General features: G+C 69.1%; 18 protein-coding genes. 7 read left to right on the forward strand and 11 right to left on the reverse strand.

The window, feature by feature from the left end:
- Positions 1-139 precede the first annotated feature (139 nt).
- The 3 genes from JUB11_RS13965 to JUB11_RS13975 are packed head-to-tail and all read left to right on the forward strand — an operon-like array spanning position 140 to position 2,889.
- Positions 140-2,125, forward strand: a complete 1,986-nt coding sequence (locus tag JUB11_RS13965) for a BCCT family transporter (RefSeq protein WP_207459159.1) — start codon at positions 140-142, stop codon at positions 2,123-2,125.
- A 1-nt stretch (position 2,126) separates the two neighbouring features.
- Positions 2,127-2,654 (forward strand): hypothetical protein, encoded by a 528-nt coding sequence (locus JUB11_RS13970; protein WP_207459160.1) that lies wholly within the window; start codon positions 2,127-2,129, stop codon positions 2,652-2,654.
- A 4-nt stretch (positions 2,655-2,658) separates the two neighbouring features.
- Complete coding sequence (locus JUB11_RS13975; protein ID WP_207459161.1) at positions 2,659-2,889, forward strand: hypothetical protein; 231 nt, start codon at positions 2,659-2,661, stop codon at positions 2,887-2,889.
- A gap of 88 nt (positions 2,890-2,977) precedes the next feature.
- On the opposite strand, the gene JUB11_RS13980 is transcribed toward JUB11_RS13975, so the two are convergent.
- Positions 2,978-3,427, reverse strand: coding sequence for a PRC-barrel domain-containing protein (locus JUB11_RS13980; protein ID WP_207459162.1), 450 nt, complete (start codon positions 3,425-3,427; stop codon positions 2,978-2,980).
- Between the two features lie 275 nt (positions 3,428-3,702).
- Here JUB11_RS13980 and JUB11_RS13985 point away from each other — a divergent pair, with 275 nt between their 5' ends.
- The gene (locus tag JUB11_RS13985; protein WP_207459163.1) at positions 3,703-4,221 is read left to right on the forward strand and encodes a YetF domain-containing protein; all 519 of its coding nucleotides are present in this window, start codon (positions 3,703-3,705) and stop codon (positions 4,219-4,221) included.
- Positions 4,222-4,284: 63 nt separating this feature from the next.
- Here the strand turns inward: JUB11_RS13985 and JUB11_RS13990 are convergent, their stop codons facing one another.
- The 5 genes from JUB11_RS13990 to JUB11_RS14010 form a co-directional block, all read right to left on the reverse strand.
- Positions 4,285-5,160, reverse strand: coding sequence for a glycine betaine ABC transporter substrate-binding protein (locus tag JUB11_RS13990; protein WP_207459164.1), 876 nt, complete (start codon positions 5,158-5,160; stop codon positions 4,285-4,287).
- A 59-nt stretch (positions 5,161-5,219) separates the two neighbouring features.
- Complete coding sequence (locus JUB11_RS13995) at positions 5,220-5,885, reverse strand: uridylate kinase (RefSeq protein WP_207459165.1); 666 nt, start codon at positions 5,883-5,885, stop codon at positions 5,220-5,222.
- Positions 5,882-6,826, reverse strand: a complete 945-nt coding sequence (locus tag JUB11_RS14000) for a proline/glycine betaine ABC transporter permease (RefSeq protein WP_207459166.1) — start codon at positions 6,824-6,826, stop codon at positions 5,882-5,884. Before JUB11_RS14000 ends, JUB11_RS13995 begins: the two co-directional genes overlap by 4 nt.
- Positions 6,827-6,829: 3 nt before the next feature.
- Complete coding sequence (gene proV, locus JUB11_RS14005) at positions 6,830-8,038, reverse strand: glycine betaine/L-proline ABC transporter ATP-binding protein ProV (protein WP_207459167.1); 1,209 nt, start codon at positions 8,036-8,038, stop codon at positions 6,830-6,832.
- Between the two features lie 231 nt (positions 8,039-8,269).
- Entirely contained in the window at positions 8,270-8,440 is a 171-nt protein-coding gene (locus JUB11_RS14010; RefSeq protein WP_207459168.1) for a hypothetical protein, read from the reverse strand.
- 222 nt (positions 8,441-8,662) lie between these two features.
- Here JUB11_RS14010 and JUB11_RS14015 point away from each other — a divergent pair, with 222 nt between their 5' ends.
- Together JUB11_RS14015 and JUB11_RS14020 are read left to right on the forward strand one after the other, a co-directional pair.
- Positions 8,663-11,116 (forward strand): ligase-associated DNA damage response DEXH box helicase, encoded by a 2,454-nt coding sequence (locus JUB11_RS14015; protein ID WP_207459169.1) that lies wholly within the window; start codon positions 8,663-8,665, stop codon positions 11,114-11,116.
- Positions 11,117-11,380: 264 nt separating this feature from the next.
- Complete coding sequence (locus JUB11_RS14020) at positions 11,381-14,104, forward strand: TIGR02302 family protein (RefSeq protein WP_207459170.1); 2,724 nt, start codon at positions 11,381-11,383, stop codon at positions 14,102-14,104.
- Between the two features lie 127 nt (positions 14,105-14,231).
- Here JUB11_RS14020 and JUB11_RS14025 read toward each other — a convergent pair whose 3' ends face one another.
- From JUB11_RS14025 to JUB11_RS14040, 4 genes are all read right to left on the reverse strand, one after another.
- Entirely contained in the window at positions 14,232-14,402 is a 171-nt protein-coding gene (locus JUB11_RS14025) for a hypothetical protein (RefSeq protein WP_207459171.1), read from the reverse strand.
- A 70-nt stretch (positions 14,403-14,472) separates the two neighbouring features.
- Positions 14,473-15,144 carry a DedA family protein gene (locus tag JUB11_RS14030; protein WP_207459172.1) on the reverse strand — a complete coding sequence of 224 codons (672 nt, stop codon included), beginning with the start codon at positions 15,142-15,144 and terminating at the stop codon, positions 14,473-14,475.
- A 166-nt stretch (positions 15,145-15,310) separates the two neighbouring features.
- Positions 15,311-15,844 carry a carboxymuconolactone decarboxylase family protein gene (locus JUB11_RS14035; RefSeq protein ID WP_207459173.1) on the reverse strand — a complete coding sequence of 178 codons (534 nt, stop codon included), beginning with the start codon at positions 15,842-15,844 and terminating at the stop codon, positions 15,311-15,313.
- Positions 15,845-15,978: 134 nt separating this feature from the next.
- Positions 15,979-16,518 carry a peroxiredoxin gene (locus JUB11_RS14040; protein WP_207459174.1) on the reverse strand — a complete coding sequence of 180 codons (540 nt, stop codon included), beginning with the start codon at positions 16,516-16,518 and terminating at the stop codon, positions 15,979-15,981.
- Between the two features lie 261 nt (positions 16,519-16,779).
- Here JUB11_RS14040 and JUB11_RS14045 point away from each other — a divergent pair, with 261 nt between their 5' ends.
- Positions 16,780-17,130: a hypothetical protein gene (locus JUB11_RS14045; RefSeq protein ID WP_207459175.1), complete on the forward strand. Its 351-nt coding sequence runs from the start codon at positions 16,780-16,782 to the stop codon at positions 17,128-17,130.
- Positions 17,131-17,180: 50 nt separating this feature from the next.
- On the opposite strand, the gene JUB11_RS14050 is transcribed toward JUB11_RS14045, so the two are convergent.
- Entirely contained in the window at positions 17,181-18,725 is a 1,545-nt protein-coding gene (locus tag JUB11_RS14050; protein ID WP_207459176.1) for an NAD(P)/FAD-dependent oxidoreductase, read from the reverse strand.
- Positions 18,726-18,730: the final 5 nt, after the last annotated feature.

An 18,730-nucleotide genomic window follows, 5' to 3' on the forward strand; every position in this document is an offset into this window, starting at 1 on the left:
TGATAGGCAATTTCGAATCGAGCGGGCTTTCTTCGCCGGAATCGCGACGAATTGCGTGATACCGGGGCGCTCCCGCCGTTGTCGTGCCAAGGAAGGCCGCCTTTCCCAGGCCCGATGATGCGAAACTGCCGGAGTGTTCATGCAAGGGATCAACAAGACCGTTTCCTTCACCGCCGCGGGGATGATCCTCCTGTTCGTCCTTCTGGCGGCGCTGTTCACGGAGCCGTTCGGCGCCCGCGTTTCGGCGGTCCAGGCCTTCATCGTGGGGAATTTCGGCTGGTTCTACGTGCTCACGGTCGCCGGATTCCTGCTGTTCGTATTCTGGCTTTTCGCCAGCCCATACGGCGCGATCAAGCTCGGCCACGACGACGACGAGCCGGAATTCAGCTACCCCACCTGGTTCGCCATGCTGTTCAGCGCGGGCATGGGCATCGGCCTGCTGTTCTATGGCGTCGCCGAGCCGATGCTGCATTTCACCAGCCCGCGCGTGGGCGAGGCCGGAACCCCGGACGCGGCGCGCGAGGCGATGAACCTCGCCTTCCTCCATTGGGGCCTGCACGCCTGGGGCATCTACATCATCGTTGGGCTGTCGCTCGGCTATTTCGCCTACCGTCACGACCTGCCGCTGACCGTCCGGTCGGCCCTCTACCCGCTGCTGGGCGACCGCATCCACGGCTGGGCCGGCCATGCCGTGGACATCGTCGCCATCTTCGGCACGCTGTTCGGCATCGCCACCTCGCTCGGCCTCGGCGTCATGCAGATCAACGCCGGCCTCGACTATCTCGGCCTGCTCGATGTCGGCCTGTGGCAGCAAGTCGTGCTGATCGCCACGATCACGGTCGTGGCCACCATCTCCGCCGTCACCGGGGTGGGACGGGGCATCCGGCGCCTGAGCGAGCTGAACATGCTGGCCGGGCTGCTGCTGCTGACCTTCGTCTTCCTGCTCGGCCCCACCGTCTTCCTGCTGTCCACGCTGGTGGAGAGCATCGGGCGCTATCTTTGGACGCTGCCCTACACCAGCTTCCGCACGCTGCCCTACGCCGGAGCGGAGTGGCAGGCGAGCTGGACGATGTTCTACTGGGGCTGGTGGATCTCCTGGGCGCCCTTCGTCGGCATGTTCATCGCCCGCGTGTCACGCGGGCGCACGATCCGGGAGTTCATCGGCGGCGTGCTGTTCGCGCCGGTCGCGCTGACCTTCCTGTGGTTCACCGTCTTCGGCGAGACGGCGATCCACATGGAGATGTTCGAGGGCGGCGGCATGGCCGCCGCCGTGAAGAAGAGCGTGCCGACCGCGCTGTTCGTCATGCTCGACCGGCTGCCGCTCAGCACCATCACGTCCGCCATCGCCACGCTGATGGTCATCACCTTCTTCGTCACCTCCGCCGATTCCGGCGCGCTGGTGATCGACATCATCGGGTCCGGGGGCAACCAGGACCCGCCGATCGCCACCCGCATCTTCTGGGCATTGCTGTCCGGCGTGGTCGCGGCGCTGCTGCTGCTGGTCGGCGGGCTTCAGGCCCTGCAGACGGCGGCGGTCACCACCGCCCTGCCCTTCGCGGTCGTCATGGTGCTGATGTGCGTGAGCCTCGTCATGAGCCTGCGCAGCGAGCGCAGGATGGAACCGGCCCGCCGCGCGGCGCCCTCGCCGGGCGCGGGTGCGGCGGCCGCGCCGGCGGAGCCGCCGGGCGCCGGGGACTGGCGGCAGGGCCTTGCCGCCATGATGGGCCGCAGGAGCGGACAGGCGGCGGCCCCGCCGGGTGCGGCCGCCGCGCGGCGGGAAGTCGCGCGCTTCATCGCCGAGGACGTCCTGCCGGCCTTCCGCGACATCGCGGCCGAACTGGAGCGCCATGGCCGCGGGACGGAGATCGACACCTCCTCCTTCAGCGCCGGGATCGCCGTGCTCCGCAACGGGCAGGAGGAATTCACCTACAGCGTCCGCGCGCGGGCCTACCACCCCATGACCTTCGCCTTCCCGGAGATCAAGAACGACGGGCAGCCGTGGCAGACGCGCGCCGAAGTCATCCTGCGCGGCGGCCTGCACAAGCAGCTTCCGCCGGAGCGCATGAACCGCGAGGCCATCCTGCGCGACTTCGTGCAGGAATACGGCAAATGGGTGGGCTGGTGAGATGCCGCTTCCCTCGACACGCGAACTCCGCCACGAGCATTTCCGGCAGATCTACATGAGCGAGCGGTCGCGCCGGGAATCGATCCGCAGCAGCATCGGGACGCCGGTGTCCGCGATCTCCTTCTCGGTCTTCGCCCTCGGCAACCTGCTGGTGCAGTTCGACGCATCACGGCTGGGCGAGCCGGCCGCAATGGCCATCGCCGTGCTCGCCACCACCAGCGTGGTGGTGCTGCTCGCCGCCGTCCACCAGGTCTTCATGGTGGAATGGCTCTTCGTCCATCACGAGGCGCCCCGCCTGCCCGACCTGATGGAGGCGGAGGAGCGGATGCGCGCCGTGATGGGCGAGGACGAGGTCGCCGCCGGCATGATGGATCTGATGACCGCCAGCTACTCCATCGCCTTCGAGCAGCATCTGTGGGGCAACACGGTCAGCGCGCGCAGCCGCACCTGGGCTCTGCGCCTCGTGCTGCTGTCGCTGACTTTCCTGGCGGCGGCGTTCCTGCTGCTGCCCTTCCATCTCATGGGGTGACGGCATGGCCTGGCTCGACCGCATCTTCACGCGCCGGCGCCGGCAGCGCTGTTTCGGCCCGGTGCCGTCCTGGGCGCGCTTCCGGCTGCGTCCCGCCTGCCGGCAACTGTCGGAGCAGGAACACCGGATGCAGGAACTGCTCGGGCTGGTGGTCCCGCCCCGCCTGACGATGGCCGACGAGGAACTCGCCATCCTCATCGAACCCGCCGAGCGCCGCGCCATCGAAAAGGAATAAGGAGAACGGAATCGAAAAGGGCACCGCCCGACCGGCGATGCCCCATCTTCCGCGCCTCTTCGGCGCCGGTCCCTGCCCCTGGGCCGGGTTACTGCGCGCCCTGGTATTCCGGCAGCTGCGAAACCTGCTCCGGCGGCATGTTGAGCGTGACCATGTCGCCGTTCAGCTGGACCTTGTCCCATTGGACGGCCGTCTGCTTGCCGCCCAGCCCCATGGCACCGCCCTGCTGCACGATCAGGGCCGCGACCTTGCCGTCCTTGTCGACCAGCACGTTGTTGATCTCGCCGATCTCCTCGCCCTTCTGCCCCATGACCTTCTTTCCGATGATGGAGTCGGCGCTGGCCGGGAGATTGGCCTGCTGCTGGGTCTGGGGCTGCTGAGTCTGGGACTGCTGCTGGTCCCGTGGCTGTTGCTGAGCCTGAGGCTGCTGCTGGGTCTGCGGCTGCGGCGAGCCCGCGGGAGGCGGCTGCTGAGCGAAGGCGCCGGCCGATCCGAGAGCGAATAATGCGACGACGGCACCGCCAATAGACTTGTGCATGGAAACCTCCAAATGGCTTGGGATACCCCAGACCAACAACGCCAATCTTACCGGGTTCCTAAAAAATCCAGAGTAGCACATTCATCCTTCTTGCCAGAAAAATGCAACAAACAGCGAACTTTTGTTTTGAATGTACATTACACTTTCTGCTCACACGCACGGCGGCGTTGAAATCCTATCCAATCCACTTTCAGGGAACGTTTCCCGCACGAGGGAGTTGGCCCTGCCGAAAGATGGATCGCGTGCCATTCGGCGCATTTGGAAAGGAGGCAAGCATGTTCTTCAACGGCTGGGCTGGGCTCGGGCGCGTGCTCGTGGTGGGGATTCTGGCCTACGCCGCGCTCGTGCTGGTGCTGCGCGTGTCTGGAAAGCGCACTCTGACGAAGCTGAACGCCTTCGACCTCGTCGTGACGGTGGCGCTCGGCTCGACCCTCGCGACCGTGCTGCTCAGCAAATCGGTGGCCCTGGCGGAAGGCGTGCTGGCGATGACGCTGCTCGTCGGCCTTCAGTACAGCATCACCTGGCTTTCCGTGCGCTCGCCCGGCTTCCAGGAACTGATCAAGGCGCACCCGACGATGCTCGTGTACCGGGGCAGCTTTCTTCCCGCAGCCCTGAAGCAGGAGCGCGTCACACGCGAGGAGGTGATGGCCGTGCTCCGCTCCCAGGGGCTGACCGGCCTGGACAAGGTGTTCGCGCTGGTGCTGGAAACGGACGGCTCGTTCAGCGTGCTGTCCGGAGATCCGGAGGAACAGCCGGTTCCGACCCTGGAAAATGTCCAGCGCGCGGAGGCCTGACGGCCGGCCCCATGGCGGAGGGCGCCGGTCCGGCTCCCTCCCGCCACGGGGACTCCTCCCGGCTTACTTCTTGCCGGTGACCCAGGACTCGATGCGGTCCGGGTTCTTCCTGATGTAGTTGTCGACGGCGGCCTCGTAGCTGCTGTCCTGGGCCTCGGCCATGATGGACTCCACGTCGCCGATCGGCAGAACCATGCGGGTCAGGAAGGCGTGGGCCTCCGGGTGGTCCTTCTCGAAGCCCTTGCGGACGAGCTTGTTGATGTGCTCCTCGCCGCCCAGCGCGCCCTTCGGGTCCTCCAGGTAGCGCAGCTTCCACTTGGAGAACATCCAGTGCGGGCTCCAGCTCGTCACCACGATCCAGTCGTCGCGCTTCACCGCCTGGGTGAGGCCCGCGAGCATCGCGGCGTCGCTGGCGGAGACGAGCTGGTAGCCGTCCAGGCTGTAGGCCTTCATCGCCTTTTCCGACAGCTGCATCAGGCCCGAGCCGGGGTCGATGCCCTGGATGCGGCCCTTCAGCTTCGCCTTCACCTCGGGCTTCTTCAGGTCCTCGATAGTCTTCAGCTCACTGGCCGGGATGCTGTCGGGGATGACCCAGCCGAGTTTGGCCTGGGTGTACATCGGGCCGAGGTCCACCAGGTCCTTGCCGACCTTGTCGATGTAGGATTTGTGGGTCGCCGGCTGCCAGGACATCAGCATGCCGTCGAGCTTGCCGGTGGCCACACCCTGGTACTGGACGCCGATGTCGGCCATGGTCAGCTCGACCTTGTAGCCCATGCGGTCTTCCAGGACCTTCTTGGCGAGCTTCGTCACCGCCTCGGCGTCGGACCAGGCGGTCCAGCCGATGTTGATCGTCTTGTCGTCGGCGTTGGCCCCGGTGACGGGGGCCAGGACGGCGGCCGCGACGGATAGCGCCGCCAGCGTCTTTCCGATTCTGTTCATAGGTCTTTTCCTTCCCTGCTTTTTGAAGTTGGTACTGTTTTGATGTCGTGTGCTCGGTTTCAGGCGCCGCGCCGGGCCTCACACCCGGCGATCAGGGCGGCCATGAGGGCGATGTCGTCGCGATGGACGCGCCAGATCTCGCCGGAGAAGCGGTGGCTCCAGACGGGGAAAGCCATGTCCACCAGCCCCTCCCGCGCCAGCGCCAGGGGATCGGCGGGGCTGCCGGAGCCTTCCCCGGAGCCCACCAGTGCCAGGCGGGCGGCGCCGAGTTCGGCCGCGAGCCAGACCGCCAGGCTGTCGGTCCCCATGGCCCACTGCCGCGCCAGGGCGGGCCGCTCCGCCACCGTCCGCGCGGGCAGCCAGACCGCGGGACGTCCGGCGCGCGCCGCGTTCAGCAGCCCGTCCAGCCCGTCGGCGAGGAGCAGGGACGGGCAGAGGCCGTGGAGCATGAGCCCATGCTGCTCCATGGCGAGCAGCGCCATGCGGTGCGCCACCTCCTCCGGCACGCGCCAGCTGTCCTGCACCTCGCGCACGGCGGTAAGGAAGGCGCCTCCGCCCGGCACGAGCACGGCCGGGCATCCGTCCGGAGCCGCGAGAAGCTCAAGCCATTCGGACAGGCTGTCCCACTCCGCCGGATCCGCGCCGATCTTGACGACCGTGAGGCCGGCAGCTGTCCGGGATGGTGCCGGCGCGTCCAGCCGCGGGCGCTCCAGGCCGCCGATCATGGCGATTCCACCGCGCGCCCGGCGAGAGCGCCGGCATCCCCGTGGGCGGGTGCCTCCTCCGCGCCAGCGGCGCGCGGCCGGCGCAGGCCGCCGAGCAGAGCGCGCAGGTCCAGGGCGGCGGAGCGGGTCCCGAAGCTCTGGGTGATGCGGTCGAGCAGGATGGCGAGCAGCACCACGGCGAGCCCGCTCTCGAAGCCGAGCCCGACGTCGAGCCGCTGGATGCCGCTCAGCACCTGGTTGCCGAGGCCGCCCGCGCCGATCATCGAGGACACGACGACCATCGACAGCGCCATCATCATGGTCTGGTTGACGCCGGCCATGATCGAGGGGAGCGCCGTCGGCATCTGCACCTTGAACAGGAGCTGCCATGCGCTGCAGCCGAAGGCCTGCCCCGCCTCCACCAGTTCGCGCGGCACCTGGCGGATGCCGAGGCTGGTCAGGCGCACGGCCGGCGGCATGGCGAAGATGATCGTCGCGAAGGCGCCCGGCACCTTGCCGAGCCCGAAGAACATCGCCGCCGGGATCAGGTAGACGAAGGCCGGCATGGTCTGCATGAAGTCCAGCGTCGGGCGCAGGAACCGGTCCACCCGGTCGTTGCGCCCCGCCCAGACGCCGAGCGGAATGCCGGCGAGCAGCGTCAGCACGGTGGAGGTCAGCACGAGAGCCAGCGTGTCCACGGTCGCGTCCCACAGGCCGAGGTTGCCGATGAGCAGCAGGGCCGCCGCCGTGAAGAGGGCGAAGCGCCACCCCAGGCGCCACAGGCCGAGCAGGACGAACAGCCCGCCCAGGACCGGCGAGGGCAAGGCGGCAAGGCCGTCGGTCACGCCGTCGGCGAAGGTGCCGACCACGAGATCGACGGCGTCGAAGCCGCCCTGCGCGTGGTCGAGAAGGAAATCGACGATGGCCTCGGCCCATTGGCCGAGCGGAATCCGGTATTCCATGGGTCAGAGAGTCCGTCCGAGATTTTCCAGATAAGCCGTCTTGGAGATCGCACCCCGATAGGTTCCGTCGGCGCCGACGACCGGCAGCGGACAGGGGCTGGCGGCGACGCGGCGCAGCACCTCCTCCATCGGCAGGTCGGCGGGCACCGGCTCCACCCCCGGCAGAAGGGCATCGTCGAGCGTCCTCGGCCCGGCGGCGCCATCACCGGCGCCCTCGCCGGCGGCGAGCAGGCTTTCCACCGAAACGACGCCCTGGAAGCGCTTGCGGCCGTCCTGCACGTAACCGAATTCGCGGTCCCGCTCGCGAAGCTGGCGCAGGGCGGCGCGCGGCCCCTCGCCGGCGTGGCGGATCAGCGTCACCTGGTCGCGCCGGGCGATGTCGCCGGCGGTCAGGATCTTCGTGACGTCGATGTTGCGGAAGAAGGAGCGGACGTAATCGTTGGCCGGGTTGCGCAGGATCTCGTCCGGCCGGCCGATCTGGATGATGCGGCCCCCCTCCATGATCGCCAGCCGGTCGCCGATGCGGATCGCCTCGTCCAGGTCGTGGCTGATGAAGACGATGGTGCGCTGCTGTTCCGCCTGGAGACGCAGCAGCTCGTCCTGCATCTCCGCGCGGATCAGCGGATCGAGCGCCGAGAAGGCCTCGTCCATCAGGAGCACCGACGGCTCGTTGGCGAGGGCGCGGGCGAGCCCGACGCGCTGCTGCATGCCGCCGGACAACTGCCCCGGCATGCTCTCGGCGTAGGTGCCGAGCCCGACGGCTTCCAGCGCCTGCTGCGCCTTGTCGCGGCGGATCGCCGGATCGACGCCCGCGACCTCCAGGCCGAAGGCCGCGTTCTGCCAGACCTTCAGATGGGGAAGGAGGGCGAAGGACTGGAACACCATGCCGAGGTCTCGGCGGCGCAGTTCCATCAGCTCGCGCGCGGGCATCCTGGTGATGTCGCGCCCGTCGATCAGGATCTCGCCGGCCGTCGGCTCGATCAGGCGGTTCAGCAGGCGGACGAGAGTCGATTTGCCTGAGCCGGACAGGCCCATCACGACGAAGATCTCGCCAGCCTCGACATCGAACGAGGCGTCATGGACGCCGACAGAATGGCCCGTGCGCGCGAAGATCTCCTCCTTCGAGCGCCCCTGCCGGAGCAGGTCGAGCGCCTTCTCCGGGTGCTTCCCGAAGATCTTGGTGACGCCTTTTACGGCAATCTTGGTGGACATACGCTGACGCCTTTCGTTTTCGAGCGTGCGGCGGCAGCGCAGGGAAACCGATCCAGGCCTGGTGCCCGGTCACGGAAGACCGGAAATGAATGGCCGGATTGGACGGCCGGACATGGATGGCCGGACGTGGATGGGTCGAGGGGAAGGGCCGGTGCCGGCACCGTCGGACGGGAGGAGGACCTGCGGCGATGCGCGAGGCGGTCACGACGGGGGCGCTTCGCAACGCGAAGATCACCGCACCAGAATGGCTTCTTCTGAAAAGCCAAGTTGAAGACCTAAAAGATCAAAAGAGATTCCCTCTGAATATTCCCTGCGCTCCGCCTGTACTCCTTCTTCAAATGGAATCCAAGAATTCCGGATCTTTGATAAAGCAACCTGAGCATCGACATAGGACATGCTCATAGGACTTTGTCGCTTCCCGGCAATGCTACCAAACCATTGATTCAATTCAAAGCATTTTTCGCCACATATTGTCACCGTGCGCTACCCCCCTTTCGTAGAGCGGTTTTCGGGCATCACGGAAGCGTCGGTTCGAACATGGAGGGGAAGCCCGAACGAAGCCGAAAGCGTTTTCCTGGTCCAAACTGTTTCACTCCGTCCCTGCCCCTTGAGACTTCCGTACGCATGATCCCTCCCACTCCCGGCCCAAGCCCATTGCCCCCGAACATCGCCGGCTGGTTCCGGTCGCGCGGCTGGGCGCCGCACGCGCACCAGCTCGCCATGGTGGAGGCGGCGGAGCGGGGGGAGAGCGCGCTGCTGATCGCGCCGACCGGCGGGGGCAAGACGCTGGCGGGGTTCCTGCCGAGCCTGATCGACCTGTCCGAACGCCCGCGCGAGGGCCTGCACACCCTCTACATCTCGCCCTTGAAGGCGCTGGCGGTGGACGTGCAGCGGAACCTGGAGGAGCCGGTCGCCGAGATGCGCCTGCCGATCCGGGCGGAGACGCGCACCGGCGACACGCCGGACTCCAAGCGGCGGCGTCAGCGGGCGAAGCCGCCGCAGATCCTCATGACCACGCCGGAGAGCCTTGCCCTGCTGCTCTCCTACGCGGACGCGCCCGATCTGTTCCGGGGGCTGCGCTGCGTGATCCTGGACGAGCTGCACGCGCTGGCGGGGACCAAGCGCGGCGACCTGCTGGCGCTGGGACTGGCGCGGCTCGCCCGGCTGGCGCCCGAGGCCCGGCGAGTCGGCCTGTCCGCCACGGTCGCCGAACCCGCCCATCTGCTGGCCTGGCTGTCGCGGACGGGGCGCGCCGACGCCGATGACGTGCGTCTGGTGCAGGGACGCGCCGGGGCGGCCGCGGAGATCGAGATCCTGGAAACCAGGGCGCGGCTGCCCTGGGCGGGCCGGCTCGCCATCCACGCCATGGGCGAGCTGTACGAGCGCATCCGCCGCCAGCGCACGGTGCTGGTCTTCGTCAACACCCGCGCCCAGGCCGAACAGGTCTTCCAGGAGCTGTGGCGGCGCAACGAGGATTCGCTGCCCATAGCGCTCCACCACGGCTCGCTCGCCGCCGAGCAGCGCCGCAAGGTGGAGGCGGCCATGGCCGCCGGCGCGCTGCGCGCGGTGGTGGCGACCTCCTCACTCGACCTCGGCATCGACTGGGCGGCGGTGGACCTGGTCGTGCAGATCGGTGCGCCGAAGGGAGCCAGCCGGCTGGTGCAGCGGATCGGGCGGGCCAACCACCGGCTGGACGAGCCGAGCCGCGCCCTGCTCATCCCCGCCAACCGGTTCGAGATGCTGGAATGCCGCGCCGCCGTCGATGCCGTGCGCGACGGCACGCTCGACGGTGACCGCCCCCGGCAGGGCGGGCTCGACGTGCTGGCCCAGCACATGCTGGGCGTGGCCTGCGCCGGGCCGGTCCTCCCCGACGATCTCTATGCGGAGGTGGTCAATGCGGCCCCCTACGCCGGGCTCGCGCGCGCCGAGTTCGACGCGGTGCTGGATTTCGTCGCCACCGGCGGTTACGCGCTCGGTGCCTACGAGCGTTTCCGCCGGCTGGTCCCGGCGGAGGACGGGCGCATGGCGATCTCCGGGCCGGCGGTGGCGCGGCAGTACCGGCTGAATGTCGGCACCATCACGCAGGAGGCGATGCTGCGCGTGCGCCTGCCGCGAGGGCCCGTGCTGGGCGAGGTGGAGGAGTATTTCGTCCAGGGCCTCACCCCCGGCGACAGTTTCCTCTTCGCGGGCCAGCTCCTGAAATTCCTGGGCATCCGCGACCTGGAGGTGCAGGTGGCGCGCGGCGGCACGGGCGACCCGAAGGTGCCGGCCTATGCCGGCGGGCGTCTGCCCCTGTCCACCCAGCTCGCCGGGCGCGTGCGCGCCATGCTCGCCGAACCCGCCGCCTGGGGCGGGCTGACCGCCGACGTGCGGGAGTGGCTCCAGCTCCAGCGGCTTCGCTCGGCGCTTCCCTCGCGCGACGGGCTGCTGGCCGAGACCTTCCCGCGCGGCGACCGGCGCTATCTCGTCGCCTACGCCTTCGAAGGGCGCAACGCGCACCAGACGCTGGGCATGCTGCTGACACGGCGGATGGAGCGGCTGGATCTCGGGCCGATGGGCTTCGTCGCCAGCGACTACGCGCTGGCGGTCTGGTCCTTGCGCTCGCCGGACGATATGGACGCGCTGTTCGACCAGGACATGCTGGGCGACGACCTGGAGGCCTGGATGGATGAATCCGCCATGCTGCGCCGGACCTTCCGCAACGTCGCCCTGATCACCGGCATCATCGACCGCCGCCATCCGGGCCAGGAGAAGACCGGGCGGCAGGTCACCTTCAGCTCCGACCTGATCTACGACGTGCTGCGCAAGCACGACCCCGGCCATGTGCTGCTGCGCGCCACGCGGGCCGACGCGGCCGGCGGCCTGACCGACGTGCGGCGCCTGTCCGACTTCCTGGCGCGGATCCGCGGGCGGATCCTGCACAAGGACCTCCCCCGCGTCTCCCCGCTCGCGGTGCCGGTGATCCTGGAGATCGGGCGGGAGCGGGTGGAGGGCAGCGCCACCGACGAGCTGCTGGCCCTGGCCGCCGCCGACCTCGTCGACGAGGCCATGCCGGAGCTGGGGGAACCGGCCCCATGACTTTGGCGCCAGCCGGCCTCTCGCCACCCGTCCCTTTGCCCCCTTCCCTTCGCGGTGCGGAGCCGTCACGATCCCCTTCGCCGCCCCCAAGCCATCCCAAAGGGGACGGCCATATTTTGGTCATGGACGGATGGTCTTCTGACGGTCTGTCCTTCAACGAAATGCGGGCCGCCCGCGACAAGGCGCGGTCGGCCGCCTATATCCTGACATGCGCCGGCGGGCATGGCCCCGACTTGGGGGCGCGCATCGGGACGGGAGTGCGGCATGAGCGACGGCGAAGAGCGGAACCGCTTCCCCTGGAAGATCCTCTCCCGCGACGGGAACGGCGGCAAGGGCACGGGCGCCCCGGAGGCGCCGGCCTTGCGCCTGTGGCAGGCCCGCGCGGCCCTGACCTGGGAACGGCTTTGGCCGGCCGTCTGGCTGGGCGTGACCATCATCGGCGCCTTCCTGGCGGCGGCGCTGTCCGGCGTCTTCGGGCTGCTGCCGGGCTGGCTGCACCTGCTGGCGCTGCTGCTTTTCCTTGCCGCCATCGGTTTCGCCCTCTACCGGGGCCTGCGCGGCTTCGCCGTGCCGGACGAGGCGACGGCGCGCCGCCGGCTGGAGCGGGACAGCGGGCTGCCGCACCGCCCCCTGAACGCCTTGCGCGACAGTGTGGCCGGAGGCGACCCGCTGGCCGCCGAGCTGTGGCGCCTGCACCAGGAGCGCATGCGCGCCGCGCTGGGCCGCCTGCGGGTGTCCTGGCCGCGCCCGAACGTTCCCGCGCACGACCGCTACGCGCTCCGCTCCCTGGTGGCGCTGCTGCTGTTCGTCGCCGCCGGTGCCAGCTGGGGCGACTGGGCGCCGCGCCTTGCCGCCGCCTTCAGCCCGAACGTGGCCGGCAGTGCCGGAACGGCCGCCGCGACGCTCGACCTCTGGGTGACGCCGCCGGAGCACACCGGCCTTCCCCCGGTCTTCCTGAAATCCGGCGGCGACACCAACGCAACGGTCGCGGCCACGGGCGATGCCGGAGCGCCGGCCGCGCCCCGGGCCATCGCCATCCCCGCCGGCAGCCTCGTGCTGGCCCGCGTCACCGGCGGCAGCGGCACGCCGTCGCTCCAGGCCGGCGACAAGACGGCCGATTTCGAGGCGGTGGACTCCGCGACCTTCCAGATCCAGCAGCCGCTCCTGTCCGGCGACCGCATCGCCGTGACCCAGGGCGGCCGGACGCTCGGCTCCTGGGACGTGACCGTCACGCCGGACGCTCCCCCCTCCATCGCCTGGGTCGCCCCGCCGGCCGCCGGGGAACGCGCCGCCCTGCGGCTGGAAGTCGCCGCGCGCGACGATTACGGCATCGCCGAAGTGTCGGCCGACGTCCGGCTGGCGCCGCCGCCGGCCGACCAGAACGGCGGCGCTCCCGCCGCGGCACCTCCACCGGCCGGCGAGCCGATCCGGCTGGCGCTGCCCGTCTCGGGCCTGCGGCCGAAGGAGATGCGGAACGCCTCCTTCCATGACCTGACGGCCCACCCCTGGGCCGGGCTGGACGTGATGGTGCGGGCCGTCGCCACCGACGGCGCCGGCCAGACCGGCAGCACCGAGGACGTCCGGATGACGCTGCCGGAACGCGTCTTCAACCACCCCATCGCCCGCGCCATCGTCGCCGAGCGCAAGACGCTGACCCGCCGCCCGGACGCCCGTACCGAGGTCGCGCGCGCCCTGTCGGAGATCTCCTCGCGCGTCGGCGACTATGCCGGCGATCCGGTGGCCTTCCTGGCCATGCGGACCTCCGTCGCCCGGCTGATGCTGGATGACAGCGCAAAGGCCGTTCCCGAGATCCAGCAGCTCCTGTGGGAGACGGCGCTACGCATTGAGGACGGCGGCCTCTCCATGGCCGAGCGCAACCTGCGCGACGCGCAGGAGCGCCTTGCCGAGGCGCTCGACAAGGGTGCGTCCGACGAGGAGCTGAAGAAGCTCATGGACGAGCTTCAGACCGCCATGGACGAGTTCCTGGACGCCATGGAGCAACAGATGCGCGAGGCCATGGAGCGCGGCGAGCCGATGCCCATGGTGCCGCCGCAGATGGCCGACCAGATGGTGGACCGCAACGACCTCCAGCAGATGATGGACCAGATGCGGGAGATGGCGGAAACGGGCGCCCGCGACGCCGCCCACCAGATGCTGTCTCAGCTCCAGCAGATGATGGAGAACATGCGCTCCGGCGCCATGGCGCAGATGCAGCCGCAGCAGGGCCAGAACGAGGCCTGGGACATGATGCGCCAGCTGGAGGAGCTGTCCCGCAAGCAGCAGGAGCTGCTGGACCAGACCTTCCAGAACTCCCAGCAGCAGATGGCCGGGCCGAACGAGCAGCAGGACATGCAGGGCCAGATGGGCCAGCAGAGCCCGCGCGGCCGCCAGCCGGGGCAGCAAGGGCAGCAGGGCCAGCAGGGGCAGCGCGGCCAGAACCAGCGGGGACAGCCGGGCAGCCCGCTGTCCCAGCAGCAGGCCGAGCAGCAGGAGGCCCTGCGCCGCGAGCTGGGCGAGATGATGCGGCAGATGGGCGACATGATGGGCGAGATCCCGCGCCCGCTCGGCCGGGCGGAGCGGGCGATGCGGGATTCGGGTCAGGCGCTTCAGCAGGGCCAGCCCTGGGACGCCGTGCCCTCCCAGACCCAGGCCATGGACGAGCTGCAGCAGGGCATGCAGAGCTTCGCCGAGCAGCTGATGAACCAGATGATGGGGCAGCAGGGTCAGCCCGGCCAGCAGGGCCAGCCCATGCCCGGCATGATGGGGCAGCAGCAGGGCCGGGGCCAGCAGCAGGGGCGCGGCCGTGACCCGCTCGGCCGGCGCCCATCGGGCTTCGGCACGGTCCAGGGCGAGGACGTCAAGGTCCCCGAGCAGTCGGAGCTGCAGCGCGCCCGCGAGATCCTGGACGAGCTGCGCCGCCGCTCCGGTGAATACGACCGTCCCCGCATGGAGCGCGAATACATCGACCGGCTGCTGAAGCAGTTCTGACCGCGCGGCCAGCCCCGGAGTGCCGGGGCCGGGGCACGGCGCCTCGGAAAGGGCGCTTCGGAAAATGGGCAAGAAAAAACGGGCCGCCCCCTGGGGAGCGGCCCGTTCCACATGGTGCTGCCGGTCGTCAGCCGGCGTTGCTGCCCGACGGCTTCGTCGGCTGAGCGGTGGTGTCGCTGGCCGGCGTCTGCGCCTTGGCGCTGTGCGTCGGGGAGCACTCTGCACTGGCGATCCCCGCCGTCAGGAGAACGGTGAGACCGAACAGGGCGGCAACGACCGGATTGGCTCCATGAGACATTGGATCACCTCCTTTCATGATGTGGACAACCGAACATCATGTTACGCCGAATCGGGCCGTCTGCAACGGCCTATACCATCCGGACATTGCTCGGCGGAGCCGGCCGAGGGGCGGCGGTCTTCTTTTCCATCCGCGCCTCGCGGAAATGCTGAACCAGCCGCCACAGGTAGATGCCCACCAGCAGCACCAGCAGCCCGACCGTGAACCAGCCGACGAGCCGGTAGGCGAGCGGCCATGCCGACAGCATGTAGCCGCTCCAGGCCAGCACCAGCGTCCACAGGAAGGACCCGACGCCGGACCACAGGCAATATCGGAGGATCGACATCCGGCAGATGCCGGCGGGGATGGAAATCAGCGTGCGCACGCCTGGCACCGGCTGCGACAGCAGCACGGCGATCCAGCCGCGCCGGGCGAACCATTCGGTCGTGGACCGCACCTTGTCGGGCCGGATGGTGAGCCAGTGGCCCCAGCGCCGCAGGAACCCTTCCAGCCGCTCGCGGCCGAGGAGCCGGCTGGGCAGGAACCAGACGAGCTGGCCCGCGAGCGAGCCCAGCCCGCCGGCCAGCGCCACGGCGAACAGGTTGAACTCGCCAGTCGCGGCCCCGATGCCGGCCAGCGGGATCGCCGACTCCGCCGGCACCGGTGGGATCACGCGCGCCAGCATCACCAGCAGGAAGATGCCGACATAATGGAACGAGTGGAGCACATCCACCAGCCAGCCCGTCAGACCGCCGCCATCCATGATGAACCGCCGATGTTCCAAACGATAGAGGGACAACAGGAACAAGGAACATCCCGTGCCGGTTCCATCGGGGCGTGTGCCCGCCGGAAACGCCGGATCCGGAAAAGCAAAAACCCCTCTCCCGGCGGGAGAAGGGTTTTTGCAGACAATGCCGCGGTGCGGGGCGTCAGGACGCCAGCGCGCGCTCCGCGTCCAGCGTCACGGCGACCGCGTGCAGGACGGCGGCGATGCGGACCACGTCCTGAACGGCCTCCTTCGTGGCGCCCTTGCCCAGAACCTCGCGCTCGTGCGCCTCGATGCACATGCCGCAGCCGTTGACCGCGGACACGCCGAGCGACCACATCTCGAAGTCGAGCTTATCGACGCCGGGGTTGCCGATGATGTTCATGCGGAGGCGGGCCGGCAGCGTCTTGAAGTCCGGGTGGCCGGACAGGTGCACGAACCGGTAGTAGATGTTGTTCATGCCCATGATCGCGGCGGCGGCCTTGGCGGCGTTGAACGCCGCCGGCTCCAGATGCGCCACGGCGTCGGCGGCGACGGCCTTGATCAGGGCGTCGTTGCGCGACGCGATGGCCGACGCGACGGCGGTGCCCCACGCCTGCTGCGGCGTCAGGTTCGGCGAGGTCAGCACCGTGGACAGGTTGAGCTTCAGGTCCTTGGCGTAGTCGGGCAGCGTGCCCCTCAGCGCGTCGATGCTCATCGCGGGCAAATCCTCGGAGTCTCGGAAATGGGAATTCTGAAAACAGCAAAAGAACGGGGCGCGGAGACGGACGGACACCCTTCGGGGGGTGGGGGTGATGGGCGCCCGTCCGTCCGCAACCGCCTAGCGGGGGCTTAGGCGGCGTTCAGGGTCTGCTCGCCCTTGTTCCAGTTGCAGGGGCACAGCTCGTCCGTCTGCAGGGCGTCGAGGGTGCGGACGATCTCCTGCGGGTTGCGGCCGACCGACAGGTCGTAGACCGAGGCGTGGCGGATGATGCCTTCCGGGTCGACGATGAAGGTGGCGCGCAGGCAGACGCCGGCGTTCTTGTCGAGGATGCCGAGAGCGGTCGACAGCTCGCGCTTGATGTCGGCCAGCATCGGGAAGGGCAGGTCCTTCAAGTCCTCGTGGTGCACGCGCCATGCGTGGTGCACGAACTCGCTGTCGGTCGAACCACCGTACACGACGGCGTCGCGGTCAGTGAACTCGCTGTGCAGCTTGCCGAAAGCAGCGATCTCGGTCGGGCAGACGAAGGTGAAGTCCTTCGGCCAGAAGAAGAAGACCTTCCACTTGCCGGCGTCGGACTCGTTGCTGATCTGCGCGAACGCATTCTTCATGTCCGTCGAGACGGTCGCGGTCAGATCGAATTCCGGAAACTTATCGCCAACGGTCAACATGCGCCTTGCTCCTTATTGATTGGCTGCTTTGTTTAGAACCGGTCTAAAAATGCCCGGATCGAGGTGAGCGGTCAAATCGTTTTTTCGCAACGCTGCGATAGAAAGACACGATGGATTGCGGCTGGAACGGCAACCTCCAAGAGGGTTCCAAACCGGGTTACAAACTTGACATGAAGCTTGGCCGGGCGCAGTGATGCAACGCAACAAAACGCGGGGCCGCCGGCCAGGGCCACGTTCCGCGGGAAGGGAATTTTCCAGGTCATGCAGCCGCGCCTTCGGTTCGTCCCCCGAAACACCGGTGGCCAAGACACCGGCGCCGGAAAGCCGGCGCGGCAGGAATCCGAACAGGAACCGGTCCGCCTGCTGACGGAAGTGCAGATCCGCGTGCTGGCCTTCATCATGGACCGCAGCCTCGGCTGGGCCACGCCGATCCGGATGGTCGAGGACTCTCCTCTTCTCGAGACGGGCGATGCCGCCGCGATCCCTTCGCTGATCGAGGACGGGCTGATCGAGCGCGCCGAGGACCCACAGGCCGTCCGGCTCACCGGGGCGGGCCACACCACCCTCGCCGCCCAGAAGAGCCGTGGGCTGAACGGTCAGGCCGACCGCTGAGGACGGCCCTCGTCGGGCGCCCTTTCCGTTGGGAATGCCGTGGTGTTGCGTCACCCCGGTGGAAAAACCAGGTTGGCCGCCCTCATGCCGGAAATCACCGCCGCCTCGACTCCCGGCCCGTTCTGGCAGCCGGCGCCGACCAGCATCAGGCCGGGCATCGGGGACCGGACGGGCGGGCACCATTGCCCGCGCGCAGCACCATAGATGTTGCCGTTCTCGGTCAGGGCGTAGCGGGCGAAGGTCGGGGGGCTGGCCACCTGACGGTAGAGAACCCGCCCGCGCAGACCGGGCACGGCCTGCTCCGCGGCCTCGGTCAGCCGGTCGCCGAAGGCCTCCTTCCTCGCCCGATATTCCCTCCGTTCGGTGCCGAACCACCGGGCGGCCTCCTCCTCCGACATCAGGCAGAGGAGGGTCAGGGCGGCGCAATCCGGCGGCGCCAGCGTGGGATCGACGGCGCTGGGGTTGCCGATGCCGAAATGCAGCCCCTCCGGCGTCCTCAGGAAGACGCGGGCGGGCAGGTCGGGCAGCCCATGCACGGCGAGGCTCATGAGGATGGCGGAGGGCCCCCGGCGCAGGCTCCCCACCCGTTGCGCGTAGCGGCGCGGCAGGCCGGCCGGCTCGATCAGGCCGGACAGGGTACGGACGACGTCGCTGTTGGCGAAGACCAGCGGTGCCCGGTGCGCGACGCCGCCCGCGGTGACGATGCCTGCCGCCCGCCCTTCCTCGACGAGGATGCGGTCGGCGCGGGTCTTCAGAAGCACCCGCCCGCCGTTCTCCTCGATCACCGCGCGAAGCAGGTCGGCCAGCTTCTGCGATCCGCCCGCCGGGTAGAAGCCGCCCTCGAAGTAATAGCCGAACAGGGGCGCCATCTCGCCCACGCTCAGCCGCTCCGGCTGATCGGTGACGTATTCGGCGATGGTCGTCAGCAGGTGCTTCAGCCGCGCGTCGGACAAAAAACCGTCCAGCATCGCGCCGTAGGGCTGGTGCATCCATCGCCAGGCGTGCGGGTGGCGGCCGGGCCAGGCAAGCATCGCTTCCGCCGTTTCGGGCGGCACGGGCACCCCGCCGGTCTGGTCCACATCGCTGTAGAAGTCGCGGTAGACCGCCTCGATCTCCGACAGGAATCGCGCGATCCCCTCGGCCTCCCCCGGGAACAGCGCGGCGAGGCGCCCAGGCAATTCGGCGGGATCGTCGGGAATGTCGAGCCGGAGCCCGTCCTGAAGGTAGCGGTGGCGCACCCGGTGCCAGCCGATGCGCCTCTCCGCTCCGAGCGCGGCGAGCAGGCGCCGCACCGGGCCGCGCGGCCCGAGCCCGCTGATGTCCTGCACGCCGGCATCGAATATGAAGCGCCCCACCCGCCCGTCCCGCCCCCGCACCTTCCGGAGCCAGGAGGAGCAGTAGCCGCCGGGACGGTCGTGCGCCTCGACCACCAGGACCTTGCAACCGCGGCTCGCCAGGAGGGCGCCTGCCGTCAGTCCGCCGATGCCGGCGCCGACGACGACGGCATGATGGCGGTCTTCGTCACGGGGCCAGGGAAGCGAGAACAGGGTCGGCCAGCCATGCTCGTCGCGGCCTGCGGTCGGATGAGAGGTCATGAGGG

Origin of the sequence: Azospirillum sp. SYSU D00513 (assembly GCF_017356015.1) — a bacterium.
Lineage (GTDB): Bacteria > Pseudomonadota > Alphaproteobacteria > Azospirillales > Azospirillaceae > Azospirillum.

Excerpts from the sequence above, each read along its gene's own strand:
- JUB11_RS13965 (WP_207459159.1), top strand. The coding sequence starts at position 140 with ATGCAAGGGATCAACAAGACCGTTTCCTTCACCGCCGCGGGGATGATC.
- JUB11_RS13970 (WP_207459160.1), top strand. The coding sequence starts at position 2,127 with ATGCCGCTTCCCTCGACACGCGAACTCCGCCACGAGCATTTCCGGCAG.
- JUB11_RS13975 (WP_207459161.1), top strand. The coding sequence starts at position 2,659 with ATGGCCTGGCTCGACCGCATCTTCACGCGCCGGCGCCGGCAGCGCTGT.
- JUB11_RS13980 (WP_207459162.1), bottom strand. The coding sequence starts at position 3,427 with ATGCACAAGTCTATTGGCGGTGCCGTCGTCGCATTATTCGCTCTCGGA.
- JUB11_RS13985 (WP_207459163.1), top strand. The coding sequence starts at position 3,703 with ATGTTCTTCAACGGCTGGGCTGGGCTCGGGCGCGTGCTCGTGGTGGGG.
- JUB11_RS13990 (WP_207459164.1), bottom strand. The coding sequence starts at position 5,160 with ATGAACAGAATCGGAAAGACGCTGGCGGCGCTATCCGTCGCGGCCGCC.
- JUB11_RS13995 (WP_207459165.1), bottom strand. The coding sequence starts at position 5,885 with ATGATCGGCGGCCTGGAGCGCCCGCGGCTGGACGCGCCGGCACCATCC.
- JUB11_RS14000 (WP_207459166.1), bottom strand. The coding sequence starts at position 6,826 with ATGGAATACCGGATTCCGCTCGGCCAATGGGCCGAGGCCATCGTCGAT.
- proV (WP_207459167.1), bottom strand. The coding sequence starts at position 8,038 with ATGTCCACCAAGATTGCCGTAAAAGGCGTCACCAAGATCTTCGGGAAG.
- JUB11_RS14010 (WP_207459168.1), bottom strand. The coding sequence starts at position 8,440 with ATGAGCATGTCCTATGTCGATGCTCAGGTTGCTTTATCAAAGATCCGG.
- JUB11_RS14015 (WP_207459169.1), top strand. The coding sequence starts at position 8,663 with ATGATCCCTCCCACTCCCGGCCCAAGCCCATTGCCCCCGAACATCGCC.
- JUB11_RS14020 (WP_207459170.1), top strand. The coding sequence starts at position 11,381 with ATGAGCGACGGCGAAGAGCGGAACCGCTTCCCCTGGAAGATCCTCTCC.
- JUB11_RS14025 (WP_207459171.1), bottom strand. The coding sequence starts at position 14,402 with ATGTCTCATGGAGCCAATCCGGTCGTTGCCGCCCTGTTCGGTCTCACC.
- JUB11_RS14030 (WP_207459172.1), bottom strand. The coding sequence starts at position 15,144 with ATGGATGGCGGCGGTCTGACGGGCTGGCTGGTGGATGTGCTCCACTCG.
- JUB11_RS14035 (WP_207459173.1), bottom strand. The coding sequence starts at position 15,844 with ATGAGCATCGACGCGCTGAGGGGCACGCTGCCCGACTACGCCAAGGAC.
- JUB11_RS14040 (WP_207459174.1), bottom strand. The coding sequence starts at position 16,518 with ATGTTGACCGTTGGCGATAAGTTTCCGGAATTCGATCTGACCGCGACC.
- JUB11_RS14045 (WP_207459175.1), top strand. The coding sequence starts at position 16,780 with ATGCAGCCGCGCCTTCGGTTCGTCCCCCGAAACACCGGTGGCCAAGAC.
- JUB11_RS14050 (WP_207459176.1), bottom strand. The coding sequence starts at position 18,725 with ATGACCTCTCATCCGACCGCAGGCCGCGACGAGCATGGCTGGCCGACC.